The 15690-nt window shown below is 37.4% G+C and carries 11 protein-coding genes; 8 read left to right on the top strand and 3 right to left on the bottom strand.

Annotated features, from left to right (window positions below; genetic code table 11):
- Positions 1-59: 59 nt before the first annotated feature.
- From IPO46_09180 to IPO46_09160, 5 genes are all read left to right on the top strand, one after another.
- Positions 60-662 (top strand): RNA polymerase sigma-70 factor, encoded by a 603-nt coding sequence (locus IPO46_09180; protein ID QQS62295.1) that lies wholly within the window; start codon positions 60-62, stop codon positions 660-662.
- 2 nt (positions 663-664) lie between these two features.
- Positions 665-1624 (top strand): FecR domain-containing protein, encoded by a 960-nt coding sequence (locus tag IPO46_09175; GenBank protein QQS62294.1) that lies wholly within the window; start codon positions 665-667, stop codon positions 1622-1624.
- Between the two features lie 66 nt (positions 1625-1690).
- A complete protein-coding gene (locus IPO46_09170) occupies positions 1691-4297 on the top strand; it encodes a carboxypeptidase-like regulatory domain-containing protein (GenBank protein QQS62293.1) in 2607 nt (868 codons plus the stop codon).
- 623 nt (positions 4298-4920) lie between these two features.
- Positions 4921-6813 (top strand): chloride channel protein, encoded by a 1893-nt coding sequence (locus tag IPO46_09165; GenBank protein ID QQS62292.1) that lies wholly within the window; start codon positions 4921-4923, stop codon positions 6811-6813.
- Between the two features lie 246 nt (positions 6814-7059).
- Positions 7060-9210 carry a cation:proton antiporter gene (locus IPO46_09160; protein QQS62291.1) on the top strand — a complete coding sequence of 717 codons (2151 nt, stop codon included), beginning with the start codon at positions 7060-7062 and terminating at the stop codon, positions 9208-9210.
- Between the two features lie 11 nt (positions 9211-9221).
- On the opposite strand, the gene IPO46_09155 is transcribed toward IPO46_09160, so the two are convergent.
- Complete coding sequence (locus tag IPO46_09155; GenBank protein QQS62290.1) at positions 9222-9713, bottom strand: methionine-R-sulfoxide reductase; 492 nt, start codon at positions 9711-9713, stop codon at positions 9222-9224.
- Between the two features lie 96 nt (positions 9714-9809).
- On the opposite strand from IPO46_09155, the gene IPO46_09150 reads away from it, so the two are divergent.
- Positions 9810-10412 carry a VIT1/CCC1 transporter family protein gene (locus IPO46_09150; GenBank protein QQS62289.1) on the top strand — a complete coding sequence of 201 codons (603 nt, stop codon included), beginning with the start codon at positions 9810-9812 and terminating at the stop codon, positions 10410-10412.
- Between the two features lie 6 nt (positions 10413-10418).
- On the opposite strand, the gene proC is transcribed toward IPO46_09150, so the two are convergent.
- Positions 10419-11210: a pyrroline-5-carboxylate reductase gene (proC, locus tag IPO46_09145; GenBank protein QQS62288.1), complete on the bottom strand. Its 792-nt coding sequence runs from the start codon at positions 11208-11210 to the stop codon at positions 10419-10421.
- A 79-nt stretch (positions 11211-11289) separates the two neighbouring features.
- Between proC and IPO46_09140 the strand changes: the two genes are divergently transcribed.
- Positions 11290-12018 (top strand): class I SAM-dependent methyltransferase, encoded by a 729-nt coding sequence (locus IPO46_09140; protein QQS62287.1) that lies wholly within the window; start codon positions 11290-11292, stop codon positions 12016-12018.
- 13 nt (positions 12019-12031) lie between these two features.
- Here IPO46_09140 and purL read toward each other — a convergent pair whose 3' ends face one another.
- A complete protein-coding gene (gene purL, locus IPO46_09135; GenBank protein ID QQS62286.1) occupies positions 12032-14272 on the bottom strand; it encodes a phosphoribosylformylglycinamidine synthase subunit PurL in 2241 nt (746 codons plus the stop codon).
- Between the two features lie 108 nt (positions 14273-14380).
- Between purL and IPO46_09130 the strand changes: the two genes are divergently transcribed.
- A complete protein-coding gene (locus IPO46_09130) occupies positions 14381-15628 on the top strand; it encodes a hypothetical protein (protein QQS62285.1) in 1248 nt (415 codons plus the stop codon).
- The last annotated feature ends 62 nt before the right edge of the window (positions 15629-15690 follow it).

Below are 15690 nucleotides of genomic sequence, written 5' to 3'. Positions count from 1 at the left end.
CTCGAAAAGGGTATTTCATAAAAGCTTACCAAAAAAAAAGTAATAACTTCATCGTATCAATGGAGGAAGCAACAGAAATAGAAAAAAATTTTGAAACCCTTTTCAAACAACACTACCAGCAGCTTTGCAGCTATGCATTTACGTTTTTAAAAGATGCAGAAAGTAGTGAAGATGTCGTACAGGAATTATTTATTAAGATTTGGGAAAAACAAAAGTTGGAAATTGGTGCTACCCAATTGAAATACTACCTTTTTACTGCGGTACGCAATAACTGTATCACACGGCTTCAAAAAAACAAAAAAAATTATTTTGAAGAATTAAAAGATGAAGATGCTACCGATGAAATGAAAATTTTTCTTGAGAAAAATGAAGAAGCTGCCCAGCCAAAGGAGTTAATTGCAAAAGCCATGGAGCTGCTGCCGCCAAAATGTAGGGAAGTTTTTTTACTGAGCAGGCTTAGTGGCCACACCTATATGCAAATAGCCGAAAGCCTGGGCATCTCCGTAAAAACTGTTGAGAATCAAATGGGCAAAGCCATACGGCTGATGAAAGCATTTGCAAAAGAAAATAATATTTATGCGGCCATGCTCAGTTTTATTTTTTTTGAAAAAAATTTGTCTCAAGCCATAGGGGTTTTTATTAATAATACGTTTTTAAATTAAATATGGGTGAAAATATTCATATACAGGAAATAATGCTCCGTTACCTAAATGGAGAACAAACCCCGGAAGAAAGCCGGCAACTGGAGCAATGGATAACTGACAATCCATCCAATGCCGAAGAATTTGACCTGATTAAAAAAATTTGGGCAGATACTTCTTCGGCAGCATTAATTCCCGTTGATACCCATTTGGCCTGGCAACATGTAAAAGCAAAAATCATGGGCAGGGAAACAAAAGTAGTAAAAATGTTTCCCTGGAAAAGAGCAATGGCCATAGCCGCCTCGTTATTGCTGGTAATATCAGTTGCTTATTTTTTACTAAAACCAAAAGAAATTGAATGGCGTGAAACTTTTGCGCAAAAGGCCAACCTGGAAATTAAACTGGAAGATGGCACAAAAATAAGTTTACGAAAAGGTGGCAAATTATCCATACCCGAAAATTTCGGCAAAGAAATCAGGCAGGTAAAATTAGAGGGTGAAGCTTTTTTTGACGTGGTACACAATGCCCAAAACCCTTTTTCAGTTATTACCGCCAACAGCTTAATTAAAGATATTGGCACTTTGTTTTTAGTTCAAAGCACTGGTATCATTGAACAGGTTACCGTAATGGAAGGCGAAGTTAGCTATACAACTAAAAGAGAAACCCAACCGGCCATCTTGCTCAAAGCAGGGGAATCTGCCGTTAATGTTAAAGAAAAAGTACAAAGAAAAAATGTGGACACCAGCAATCTCATATCCTGGAGTACAAGGATATTAACTTTTAATAATACAGCTTTGACCATTGTAGCCAAAGATTTAAAAAATTACTACAACATAGAAATAGAAATTGCCGGCAACCTTGGTATTCATAAAATAACGGCAATTTTCAATAATGAGCCATTAGAACAAGTGATAAAAGAACTGGGATTATTAACCGGCCTGGCTATAAAAATGCAGGGAAATAAATTATTGATTTCAGAATAACCGGCTCACTTTTTTAAAAAAATTAGCGATAGTTATATTTAAAAATATTTTGCCCATTTATTTATAATGCGATATTTATTTATTTTACTTTTAATTACACAAGCCGGCTTCAATGCCTTTGCCCAAAAAAAACTGGTTTCAATGCCTTACCATACCAGCACAAAAAATGCAAGCATCAATCAACATTTGCAGGAAATAAGCAAAAGCAGTGGAATTGTACTGGAATATTCGTCTGCAAATTTTGATGCAGGTAAAATGGTGCGCTTAACCGGCGAGGAAAAAACTATTGCTGAAGTTTTACAAACCATTTTGCATGGCCAAAAAATAAAATTGCTGGAACACAACAATAAAATTATACTCATTCCCTCAGCAGAAATATTTTCTTTGCCCGGTTTTAATAAAGAACAATATAATTTTTACGGATATATTAAAGAATATGCAAGCAACGAGTCGCTTGCCGGTGCAACTATTTTTGAACCTGCTACGCAAAGGGGCGTTGCCTCCAACAACCAGGGGTATTTTAATTTAGCTTTTACAACCGGGCAGCACCTTGTGGAAATATCCTACGGCGGGTTTAAGCCAGTTAGTTTGCTCTTAAACATCCATGGAAATATAAGAAAAGATATATCGCTGGTTATGATAAACGACACTTTATCTACCGTAGTGGTAGCCACAGATGCTGCGGTAAAAGAAGGCTCTGTAACGGTGCTGCATGAAAAAAGCTATTCTAACGGATTAATGAATGAAGATGATCCCTTGCAGTTTTTATATTTATCACCAGGCTTGCAAAATGCAGCATATTCTTTCAGCGGTTTCCAGGTACGTGGCGGCGGCACCGATGAAAATCTTTTTTTGCTGGATGGCAACCCGGTTTACAACCCTACGCATTTGCTAGGCGCTATTTCTATATTAAACCCTACAGTACTTAAAAGTATGCGGTTTTATAAAAGCGATTTCCCGGCAAGGCTGGGTGGTTCTTTATCATCAGTTTTAGACATATTTACTAAACAAGGTAATATGAATAGCTGGCAGGGAGAAATAAATGCAAGCCCGCTTGCTGCGGCCCTCACCCTCGAAGGCCCTTTGGTAAAAGATAAAATTGCCTTAATGGTTTCTGGACGTAAAAGTATCCCTTTCCCATTTTATGATTCTTTGCAAAATGGTATAAAATCCAGTTTTTATGATACACACATTAAGTTGTCGGCCATTATAAGCCCTGCCAGCAAATTATTTATCAACTTTTATACCGGCGAAGACCAACTAAGACAAACGGGAAAATACACGGGAAATTTACACAAATGGGGTAATCATACCGGATCGTTACAATGGAATTTACTACTGGGCAAAAAATCATTTATACATACCTCGCTCAACTTTAGCGAGTACCATAACCTGGCCAGCTCACAATTTTTATTTTATGAAAAAGATGAAGAGGAAGAAATAGATGATGAAGTAGAGGAAGATCTGAGCCTCGGCACAAAATTCATCAGCTCTTATGCATCCTTTAAAAACTATAATGCAAAAACAGGTGCAGAAATATTTGTTTCTAAAAAAATAAAAATTAATGCAGGCCTAAAACTGGAGCAAAACAAAACAAAACCATTTGAAGGTAAAATTACCAATACCGAAGAAGAGGATGAACAGGGGTTTTTAGCCTTTAGGCCTCTTCAGTTTAAAGCTATATATTCTTATGCTGAAGCCGAAATTAAAATTGGGAGAAAGTTCTTTGCGAAATCGGGCTTAAGGGCCAGCGCATACCGTATGGAGGATTATAGTACCTGGAATTTACAGCCTCGCTTTTATATGGCCTATCGCATTGGCCCATTATATAAACTATTTGCATCTTACAGCCGCATGAACCAGTATTTACATTTGGTAATAAACCCTTATGCCGGGGCCAACCGGGATATGTGGGTACCCAGTACAAAAAAATTACAACCGGAGTGGAGTGAGATTTATAATATTGGTTTTGTGTTTAAACAAAAAAATAACTGGAATATATCCCTGGATGCATATTATAAACGTTTAATGAATGTTACAAACTATGCCAATGGCAAAAGTACTTTTATCCATAGCGATAATTGGGAACAAAATATTGAATTGGGCAAGGGCCGGAGCTATGGCGCAGAAATACTCATTAATAAAACCGGCAAAAAATTATCTTTCCAGGGAAGTTATGCATTGGCCTGGAGCTGGCGGCAATTTACAAGCATTAACAACGGCAATGAATTCCCTTACAAATACGATCACCGCCATACGGCAAATATCGGCATGAGGTATTCCCTTACAACACGATTTGATTTGTCGGCACTATGGAGCTTTGCCTCGGGCAATGTTTATACCCAGGGAGGAATAGTGTTTACAGACACACTACAGGCGGCGCCCACTGGAGAAGAACTCATTGAAGCCTACCAGTTCACCTATCAATATACTCAAAACAACCAGTACAGGGCAAATTACTTTCAACGCTACGATGCTTCCCTGACTTTTCACAGCCTCAAAAACAAAAAAGCTTATGCTTCTTTTAAAGCTGGTGTTTATAGCATAAACGGCTCAGACAATCAATATTCCTATAATTTAAAGGGTTCACTGGCCAGCAAAAGCATAAAATTAAAAACCGGCACCAGTGAATTTAAACTCATCCCCTATTTATCATTTACTTTAAAATTTTAGGCCCTCTTTTCACAAACAATATTAATTTACATTAAGGCTGTTGTAAAGTATGATGAATATAAGTGTACCCATAAAATACATTTATATGAAATGTATTCTTTTAATATCCTCGGTAATAATCTTTTTCAGTTGCTGTAAAAAATCAAATGAGTCTGCACCAGGCAACCAGGCAACCAATTTTGGTACACTTAAGGTAACCTTTGCTTCGTCAACAGTTTACCATACCATACTTGTTGGCTTAGGCTTAGTGGGCTTATACAAAAAGTTTTCCCATTGGCGTTACTTCAAAAACGCTTCATGTAACACCTGTCCCACGTTTTTTACGTTTTTTTAGCTATTCTTTACCTGGCGGCCCTGCAGTAAATACCGTAAACGCAAGTGTTACCATAATTCAAAATAATGAAACGTTTAAATCTGTATCGTCTTAAATAATTTTTTAGCATTAAAAAGTTTTTATGTTTCCTCTATGCAAACAAATGCACATTTTCTACTATTCCTTTTGTACTTTTGCCGCTATATCAATCCCGGTAAACTCAAATAGATATAATTACAAGGGTTTATCAAACTTCTAAATATAAATAGCGTTCCACACTTAACTGATCGCTATATATTAATAACAAACGATGAGAAGCAATAATTTACACAACACAGGTATCCCTATTTCCCTTTCACTTGACCCAACTTTAGCAATCGAAAATGTACAACCCAAAAAATCATTTAATAAAAGGAGGCTGCTGTTTATCTCTATTTCGGCAATTGTAATTGCCATTGGTGTAAGCATTATTGCAAAACTGCTGGTGCACCTCATAGATTTAATTACCAATATTTCTTTTTACGGAAATTTTTCGTTTGCACCCATAACACCGGCAGAAAATAATTTGGGTTTGTTTGTAATAACCATTCCTGTAATTGGCGGGCTTATTATTGGTTTAATGGCTTATTATGGTTCAAAAGCCATTCGTGGGCACGGCATACCCGAAGCAATGGAACAAATATTGACCAACAAGAGTAAAATAAAACCAACCATTACATATTTAAAACCAATTTCAGCGGCTATTTCAATTGGAACCGGCGGGCCTTTTGGAGCCGAAGGGCCAATTATTGCATCTGGTGGTGCATTGGGTTCTACCATTGGGCAAATAATGAAAATTTCCAACAACGAACGTAAAATATTACTTGCTGCCGGAGCTACCGCTGGTATGTCGGCAATTTTTGGCAGCCCCATTGCAGGTATATTTCTGGCAATAGAATTATTACTTTTCGAATTTTCTCCCCGTTCAATAATACCCGTTTCTCTTGCCTGTATCACCGGTGCAGCTGGCCATCATTTTTTATTTGGGCCGGGAGTTGTTTTTCCAATTATTGATACCATTGAGCCGGCATCTAATAGTGCAATTGCATGGTATAGCGCATTAGGTATTGTAGTAGGTTTGCTTTCGGTATTGGTTACTAAAATTGTATACTTTATTGAAGACAGTTTTGAAAAATTACCCGTGCATTGGGCATGGTGGCCCATGATAGGTGGTATTGCTGTAGGAATTGTGGGATATTTTTCTCCACGAACTTTAGGGGTTGGCTATAATAATATAGCCGATATCCTTTCGGGCTCTGTTTCTATGCAGCTTTTACTATCGTTGTGTATTTTAAAATTTATTTCCTGGTCTGTTTCTTTGGGCAGTGGCACTTCGGGTGGTACTTTGGCGCCATTACTTACCATTGGGGGTGCTGCAGGTGCAATTTTTGGGCATGTAATCAATGATTATTTTCCGCAATCGGGTATTTACATTCCTTTAGCTGCACTGGTGGGCATGGCGGCAATGTTTGCAGGCGCTTCAAGGGCTTTTATTACCTCTATTATTTTTGCATTAGAAACAACAGGGCAGTCCAATGCTTTGCTGCCTTTACTGGCCAGTTGTACCGGCGCCTATTTCCTGTCGTATTTTATTATGGATAATACCATAATGACGGAAAAAATTGCCCGCAGGGGAATCAATACACCCAATTCTTATGAACCGGATATTCTGGAAAAACTTACCGTAGAACAAATATTAACCGATAACGGAATAATCATTAGCGAAGAAAATAAAATAAAAGAAGTAAGGGAATGGCTGGATTTGGAGCCGGATTATAAGCTCAATTATTTTATAATTTCCAGCAACCAGGGCGAATACAGGGGAATATTAAGCGCATCTAATTTATACAGCAATATACACACCCCGGAAAACCTGGTGGGCAGCCTCATAAAAAGAAACAAAATTTACATCAGCCTGAATGATTCATTAAAAACTGCTGTAGAAACTATGGCAAAAGAAAATATAGATGTATTGCCGGTTGTATCCAATGATGATGGCACTATAATTGGCATCCTTTCTTACCGGGATATTATTGATACCTACAAATACAGCCTTGAAGAACATGAGAAAAAAAACCCTGCAATTTCTTTAAAAAGAAAAGGGTTGAAAATTATGTTGCGTGGCAAACAAATGGTTTCGGCATTTAACCGGATGGGTAAATAAATTATTTATTCTCCTGGCGAAGTTGGAGCAAATGCATAATGAAGATTATGCATCTTTCCTATCTAAAAAGGTTTCCTGTGTTTTTACAACACAAGAAAATTATTTCTTATTTATTAAGGGTTAAATTTATTTGCATAGGGAATATTCAATAAAATATTGTTAGAATAGCGTTAAAGCTAATGAATAAAAAACTGGATTTAAATATGTACTTTAGAAAATCAATTCAGCAATAACCAATATATTTTTATGATAGAATTTTTTAGACATTTTATGTCGGAGATAGAATTGCCTTTGAAAAACCCGGTGTTGATATTTTCATTGATCCTCTTTATAATATTATTGTCGCCGCTACTATTGAAGAAAATAAATATCCCCGGCATTATTGGTTTAATAATTGCCGGCGTGGTAATTGGCCCGCATGGATTAAATATACTGGCAAAAAATTCTGCCATTGACCTTTTTTCTACTATTGGATTGCTTTATATTATGTTTATTGCAGGGCTGGAGCTGGATTTAAACGAATTTAAATCCAACCGTAATAAAAGTATTTTATTTGGCTTTTTCACCTTCATCATCCCTTTGGCTATTGGCTTCCCGGTATGTTTTTATTTACTCAAATATAATTTTAACACCAGTTTTCTTACAGCAAGTATGTTTGCAACGCATACACTTGTTGCCTATCCTATAGTAAGCAAATTTGGCGTTTCAAAAAACCAGGCAGTGGCCATTACGGTAGGTGGTACAATTCTTACCGATACTGCCGTACTCATAATACTTGCCGTAATTATGGGCAACCACCAGGGGAGTTTAAGTAATGAGTTTTGGTTGAAACTGGGTGTTTCCTTAACTATATTTTCTGTAATCATGTTTTTAATTATTCCGAGGATAGCCAAATGGTTTTTCCGCAAACTGGAAAGTGAAAAACAATCGCATTATATTTTTGTACTTTCCGTAGTATTTTTTGCAGCATTTTTGGCAGAGGTAGCCGGTGTAGAACCTATTATCGGCGCTTTTATGGCTGGCCTTGCATTAAATAAACTCATTCCCCACTCTTCTGCGTTAATGAACCGCATTGAATTTATAGGCAACTCTTTATTTATCCCATTTTTTTTAATAAGCGTAGGTATGCTGGTAGATGTGAGTGTGCTTTTAAATGGGCCAATGGCATTAATTATTGCCGCAACACTTTCGGTGGTAGCTATTATTGGAAAATGGGTAGCGGCCTTTTTTACACAACTTGTTTTTAAATATTCCAAAGCACAGCGGCAATTGATTTTTGGGCTTAGTGGCGCACATGCAGCGGCAACGCTTGCCGTAATTTTGGTAGGGTTTAATGCCGGCATACTGGATGAAAACATTTTAAACGGCACCATTATTTTAATTTTAATCACTTGTATAGTGGCTTCATTTGCTACCGAAAAAGCTGCCAAAAAAATTATTATTGAAACCGAAGACGACTCGGAAAGCCTGTTAAAGTCCAATGGTGCAGCATCAGAACATATTTTATTGCCTATTTCCAATATTGAAAAAATTGAAAAAATATTAGAGTTTGCCGTTTTAATAAAAGATAAAAAATCTGCAAACCCAGTTTCTCTTTTATCTGTTGTTTCGAATAATGAAGAAGCGGAAATAAACCTTTTAAAAACAAGAAACAAGCTGGAAGAATTTGTAAAACAGGCTTCGGCAACAGAAACAAAAGTAAATATTATTACCACACTCGATCATAATGCGGCAAGCGGAATTACCCGTATTTCACGGGAAATAATGGCCGATATTTTAATTTTGGGGTGGCCGCAACGCACCGGTTTTTTGGACAAATTAATTGGCGAAAAAATTGATGCTATTTTAAATAATTCCAATAAAACAATTTTTATTTGTCAACTGGAAAAACCATTGGTATTGCACAAACGCATTATTATTGCCGCACCGCCGCTTACGGAACATGAAAACGGGTTTTCGTTATGGCTCAACAAATTTACAAAGCTGGCTCAGGAACTCAGCATTCCCATGCATATTTATTGCAACGAGGCTACCCAAAAAGTAATGGATAAGTTGTTAAAGAAAAGTAAATCCAACGCTTCTGTAAGCTTTACACATTTTACAGATTGGGAAGATTTTCTGATGCTGTCCCGCTACATAAACGATGATGATTTATTTGTATTGGTATCGGCAAGAAAAGGCGCAACTTCGTATATGAGTGTATTGGATAATTTACCCGCAAAACTCAAAAAATATTTTAATGGCAACAGCAGGTTTGTTATTTACCCTCAGGAATTTGAAGACAATTACAATGCCGAACCTTATAATGAATTTTCAGCTGAGCCGCTGAACAAAGGAATTGAAGCCGTTCAAAAGATAAGCAAAGGTATAGGCTCTTTTTTAAAGAAAAAAGAATAGTTTTTCTAAAATTAATTTCCTGACGGCACAAATTTCATAGAAACAGAATTTACGCAATGCCTTGTATTTTTGGCAGTAAACCCTTCGCCCAAAAAAACATGGCCCAAATGGGCGCCGCAGTTAGAGCATACAATTTCTGTGCGCTGTCCGTCGGCGTCGGGGATGCGTTTTACAGCTCCCGGTATCTCGTCGTCAAAACTGGGCCAGCCACAATGGCTTTCAAACTTACTATTAGAATTATATAGAGCAGCATCGCACCTGCGGCAGGTATAAGTGCCTTTTTGTTTGTTATGCAATAATTCACCGGTTCCCGGGTATTCTGTGCCTTTATGCACAATAATATTTGTTTCCTGCGCCGTTAACTTGTTCCACTCACTGCTGTCTTTTTTAATAAAATTTGTAGCCATTTGTTGCTTTTTAGAATTTGAATTGCCGGGTTTATTTTGTGCACATGCCGATAATGAAATAACCATACAAAATAATATAACCGTTTTAATTTTCATTTTAAGTTTATACTAATTTACGGCAAAATGTGCTTTTGGGTTTTGTAAGAAATGGTTTTAACAGCAGTTTACAAATTCTATCTTTGCAAAACTATTATGTACAGTAGCTTTAAAGGTAAAGATGCTATATACTCCGGGCTAAGTGATGGCCTTATAGTGCCTTTTGCATTGGCAACAGGCATGGCTTCTGCGGGCATTCAACATTGCAATATATTTCTATGGGCAATTATTGCCGGATTAGCCGGTAGTATTTTTATGGCAATTGCCGGCTATTTTTCGGCTAAAGCAACAGATAACCCCGAGGCAGAAATTAAAAAATTACAACGCATTTTTGATAATATCGGGCTGCATAAAGATTATCAGCAAAAAGCTATAGATGACGTTCGTAAGGAATATACATCACTTGAATTTAATGGCAAATCCATTATTAGCCCGGCAAAGAATGCATGGGTTACATTTATATCCTATTTAACAGGTAGTTTTTTAGCTGGCTTTCCCTATTTAATTTTTAACAATACAAAATATGCGTTAACCGGTTCTGCAGTTATTACCGGGTTGTTATTGTATGCAGTAGGTTATTATTATAACCGGCACAATAACGCACATACTGCATGGGGTGCTTTACGGTATTTGTTAATGGGCATTTTAGCAGGGGCAGCCGCTTACCTGGTAGCAAATTTATTTAACCCTGCATTATAATTTTTCTTAACCTGCTTTTATAATTTTATTAAAGCTTACCGTAATTCCCCTAATTAATGATGAGCTGAAACCCTGGTGTTCCATTTCGTTTAAACCGGCAATGGTACAGCCTTTTGGCGTGGTTACTTTATCTATTTCCTGCTCTGGGTGCGTACCTTTTTGCAATAACAATTCGGCAGCGCCTTTTACCGTTTGTGCGGCAATAAGGCTGGCTGTTGCAGCATCAAAGCCTATTTCTATACCGCCCTGTATATTGGCACGAATATACCGCATGGCATAAGCCGTACCACAGGCGCCAAGTACTGTTGCTGCATCCATCAACTTCTCATCAATTACGGCAACCTTGCCTACGGTTTCAAACATATGCGTTATCCATTGTATTTCTTTTACAGAAGCATTGCTGTTGCTAAGGCAGGTAATACTTTGCTGTATGGCAATGGCGGTATTGGGCATGGCCCTAAAAACAGGGAGTTGTTTTTTTATCATTCCCCTTAAATCATCAATGCTTACGCCGGTTATTACCGAAACAACAATTTGCTTTGAAGTAAGCGCATCTTTAAACCCTTTAATTACATCGGCTATCTGAAAGGGTTTCACCGCTAAAATTATAATATCAGCTTTTTTTACTGCCGACAAATTATCAGCAGTTACCTTTACTCCTTTAGCAGCAATATCTTTTAAGGTAGCAGTATTTCTTTTTGTAATGGTAATTTCTGCAGCACTGCAAAATTTACTTTTCAATAAACCTTCGGCCATTGCCGTGCCCAGGTTTCCTCCGCCTATAATGGTTATTTTCATGATCTCTATTTGGGCAACAAAATACTTATATTTTTTTTTAAGTGACGCAATCATTTTGCATAAAACTTATCTTAGCAGCATGATTAAACTGGTAAAATTCATTAAAGACGGCTTACTTGCCGTTCCTGTAACCCTGCTGTTTCATCCTTTTTCAAAACTATTACTCACCCTTTTATACTTTAACAAGCTTATTATCTGGATCAGGAAAAATAAAAAAACACTCATTTACTCCGACTTTTACTCTCCCTTACGCAATTATAACAAACGCTTTGAATTATATGCTTTTTTGCTCCAGCATTTTCAATTGAAAAATGAACCTGTAACATATTTAGAGTATGGCGTGGCTTCAGGCGCTTCTTTTAACTGGTGGCTCCAAAACAACCAAAACCCTGCTTCACAATTTTACGGCTTTGATACTTTTGAAGGCTTACCGGAAAACTGGGGAAGTTTTTATAAAAAAGGGGATATGAGTTCGGCTATACCAACAACAGGCGACAGCAGGGCACAATTTATCAAAGGCCTTTTTCAGGATAAGCTTAAAGGGTTTATCGGCCATCAACAGGATTTACTCCATCAACAAAGGAGATTAGTGATACACATGGATGCCGATTTGTATTCTTCAACTGCATTTGTATTATCCATGCTCTACCCTTTTTTAAAAAAAGGGGATATTATAACTTTTGATGAGTTTAGCGTACCCATGCATGAGTTCAAGGCTTTTTATGAGTTTACCCATAACTTTTATATCAACCTTAAACCTGTAGCCGCTGTAAATAATTTTTACCAAACAGCTTTTGTTGTAGATTAAGCAAAGGCAAAACCTAAATCATATTCAATGCCCCTTCGCCTTCACGGTTTTGTAAAAAACCTGAAAGGGCATTATCATATAACTCTTTCCATGCGAAAATATTTCCCCAGGCTTCACTATCAGTAATTATTTCGCCAGAAGTAACAGTACCTAAATTTGAAAATTTGATACCAGATAATTTTACGGCTTCTTCAAACGCTTTAGATTGGCCAGCTGCAACAGATACCACAATCCTGCTTTGGCTTTCACCAAACCAGTAAGCATCTTTTGCAATTGCGTCGTCGTTTTGTTTTACATCAAAACCCAAATTTTTTGGAAAAGCACTTTCCAAAAGGGTAATGGCCAAACCACCTTCGCTTACATCGTGTGCCGCATTAATTATTTTTTTTTGTATTAATTGTTTTACCAAATGCTGTAAGGCAAATTCTTCTTCTAAATTAAAATAAGGGCAAGGGCTAAACTCAATGCCCAATAATTTATGGAGGTATTCGGAGGAGTGGATATCATTTCGGCTTAAGCCCAACAAATAAATTTTATCACCCGGTGATTTAAAATCCAGGGTCATTTTTTCATTTACATTATCCAGTAACCCAACCATACCTATGGTAGGCGTTGGGTAAACCGGCCCATGAGGCGACTGGTTGTAAAAACTCACATTACCACCGGTTACCGGCGTATCAAATTTGCGGCAGGCATCTCCCATGCCAGTAATAGCCTGGGTAAACTGGTAATATACTTCGGGGTCGTAAGGGTTGCCAAAGTTGAGGCAATTGGTTACGCCAAGAGGTTCGCCGCCGCTGCATACAATATTTCTTGCCGCTTCTGCAACGGCTATCATGGCGCCTTTGTAAGGGTCGGCAAATACATAACGGCTGTTGCAGTCTGTAGTTAATGCCAAAGCTTTATTGGTAGGCTTTGCAATTACAACTGCCGCATCGCTGGGTGAATTGGTGCTTGCCAGGCCTGTACCCACCATGCTATCGTATTGTTCATACACCCATTTTTTGCTTGCAATATTGGGCAATGCAATTAATTCTTCCGCAATTTTTTTAATATCGTTTCTTCGCTTAACAGAAGCTATATCGAATGCTTTAATTTTATTTAAATATGCAGGCTGCTTTACATCCCTGTCGTATTGCGGCGCACCACCACCCAATACCAGTTCGTGTGCAGGCAGCAGGGCTTCTACTGTTCCATTCATAAAAAACTGCAATATGCCGTCATCGGTTACTTCACCAATTTGGCTGCAAGGCAAATCCCATTTTTCAAAAACTTTCAATACCATGTTTTCTTTTCCTTTTTCTACCACCATCAACATTCTTTCCTGGCTTTCGCTCAGCAAAAGTTCCCAGGCCTTCATTCCCTTTTGCCTGGTGGGTACTTTATCCAGGTGAATAATCATACCAGCACCGCTTTTTGCGCTCATTTCCGATGTGGAGCAAATGATGCCTGCGGCTCCCATATCCTGCATACCTACCACGGCTCCTGTTTGTATTACTTCAAGGCAGGCTTCCAGCAATTTTTTTTCCTGGAAAGGGTCGCCAACCTGAACCGCAGGTAATTCTTCCACACTGTCTTTTGTTATTTCTGCGCTGGCAAAACTTGCACCGCCAATGCCATCTTTACCCGTAGCGCTTCCTACAAAAAATACAGGGTTGCCTGTGCCTTTTGCTGTAGCCGAAATTGTTTCGCCATTTTTAACAATGCCTACGCTCATTGCATTTACCAATGGATTGGTATGATAACATTCTTCAAAATAAATTTCACCGCCTACGGTGGGCACTCCAAAGCAATTGCCATAATGGCCAATGCCATGCACTACACCAGAAAGTAAATGCTGTGTTTTGGCTTCTGATAATTTACCAAAACGAAGGGAATTAAGCGAAGCAATAGGCCTTGCACCCATAGTAAAAATATCCCTGTTAATACCGCCCACTCCTGTTGCCGCACCCTGAAAAGGCTCAATTGCCGAAGGATGGTTATGGGATTCAATTTTAAAAACCACACCGTATCCATCGCCAATATCCATAAGCCCGGCATTTTCTTCACCTGCTTTTACCAGCATTTTTTTACCATCTCTTGGCAGTTTTTTCAGCCACTTGATAGAGTTTTTGTAACTGCAATGCTCGCTCCACATGCCACTAAAAGCACACAACTCGGTAAAGTTGGGTACCCGCCCAAGTTTTTGCTTTATTAATTCAAATTCTTCCCCGGTAATCCTGAGTTGTGCTGCAGTAGATGCGTTAATTTCCATGAAGTGAAAATGGTTTCTTTTAATATGCAAAAGTACATGCTCTGTTTTTTATGTACCGCTGCGGCAACAAATTATTTTAACTAACTTCCCACATTCAAAAAATAATACTTGCACTATTTATTGTTTTTTATATACCTGGGTTTAATAACCTATTTTTTACCTAAAATCCCTTTTATCCGTAAATCGGGTTTAAAAAACGGTGAAATACGGTTGTTGCTGCTGCTTAAAATTTTTGTGGGCAGCCTGTACTGCTGGCTTTCCATACATTTTTACAACCCACACAACGATATGCTCTCCCTTTTTAGGGATGCAAAACTGGAAACTGCTGTATTGCTACATTCGCCTGCAAATTTTATTACCAATATTTTCAGCAATTATCCATGGCAAAGCGGTTTTTGGGGTAAAATATATGATGTAATTTATATTCTCAATAATAATAGCATTATCAAGGTACTCGCCGTTTTCAACCTGGCCAGCTTTAACAATATTTATATCAATTCAATATTTTTCAACAGCCTATGTTTTTTTGCCCATATTGCTTTATACAGGGTTTACGCCCATATTTACCCGGGCAATAAAATTGCCGCTGTTGCAGGATGTTTCCTTTTGCCATCTTTACTCATTTTTTCTTCTGCTATACTTAAGGACAATGTAATGTTTATGGCGCTTGCAGGTATTTTTTATGGCATTTATTTTTCCAAAAGAAAATTTTTAGGCGCTCGTAGGTTACTGTTTGTGGGCTTTTGCTTTTTTTGTCTTTTGGTAATTCGTAATTATGTAGCAGCAGCGCTTGTTCCGGCTTTGTTTGCTTATTGGCTGCATCAATTCTATGGTACATCAAAAGTAAAAACTTTTGTATTTACCTACCTTGCAACAGTTGGTATTTTAATTGTATTACCTTTTCTTGATCCTGAATTAAATGTTGGCAAAATTATCAGTAACAAACAAAAAGAGTTTTTAGAAATTGGCCTTGTAAATACACAACTCACTACAGATACTTTACATTATTCTGCTGCAGATTTTTTGAGTACATTTCCTTTGGCAGTAAACCATGTTTTTTTAAGGCCATATTTATGGGAAAAAGCGTCTTTAGATACTGTAATTTTTGCTTTGGAAATATTTATTTACCTGGCACTGTTTGCTTATTGTATTTATAAGCACCAAAAAAAATTTAAAGATATACATGCTTTTGTACTCTGCACTATAATTTTTAGTGTTAGTGTATTATTAATTTTTGGCTTTATAGTACCTGCATACGGGGCTATCATACGTTATAGAAGCATTTTTCTCCCCTTTATAATAATACCACTAATGAATATGATTAAATTCAAACACATTATATATAAAAATATATAAATTATTCCACCTACTTCTCCATGTTTTTAACTTTTTTATGAAATAAATTTAGATTAATTGAA

The organism is Chitinophagaceae bacterium, assembly GCA_016699815.1.
Classification (GTDB): Bacteria; Bacteroidota; Bacteroidia; order Chitinophagales; family Chitinophagaceae; genus Ferruginibacter.
The sequence above is the reverse complement of the archived record's forward strand: the minus strand, read 5'-3'. Positions and strand labels throughout refer to the sequence as shown.

Coding starts and splice junctions, on each gene's coding strand:
- IPO46_09150 (QQS62289.1), top strand. CDS start 9,810: ATGTACAGTAGCTTTAAAGGTAAAGATGCTATATACTCCGGGCTAAGT.
- IPO46_09175 (QQS62294.1), top strand. CDS start 665: ATGGGTGAAAATATTCATATACAGGAAATAATGCTCCGTTACCTAAAT.
- proC (QQS62288.1), bottom strand. CDS start 11,210: ATGAAAATAACCATTATAGGCGGAGGAAACCTGGGCACGGCAATGGCC.
- IPO46_09170 (QQS62293.1), top strand. CDS start 1,691: ATGCGATATTTATTTATTTTACTTTTAATTACACAAGCCGGCTTCAAT.
- IPO46_09165 (QQS62292.1), top strand. CDS start 4,921: ATGAGAAGCAATAATTTACACAACACAGGTATCCCTATTTCCCTTTCA.
- IPO46_09180 (QQS62295.1), top strand. CDS start 60: ATGGAGGAAGCAACAGAAATAGAAAAAAATTTTGAAACCCTTTTCAAA.
- IPO46_09160 (QQS62291.1), top strand. CDS start 7,060: ATGATAGAATTTTTTAGACATTTTATGTCGGAGATAGAATTGCCTTTG.
- IPO46_09155 (QQS62290.1), bottom strand. CDS start 9,713: ATGAAAATTAAAACGGTTATATTATTTTGTATGGTTATTTCATTATCG.
- IPO46_09140 (QQS62287.1), top strand. CDS start 11,290: ATGATTAAACTGGTAAAATTCATTAAAGACGGCTTACTTGCCGTTCCT.
- purL (QQS62286.1), bottom strand. CDS start 14,272: ATGGAAATTAACGCATCTACTGCAGCACAACTCAGGATTACCGGGGAA.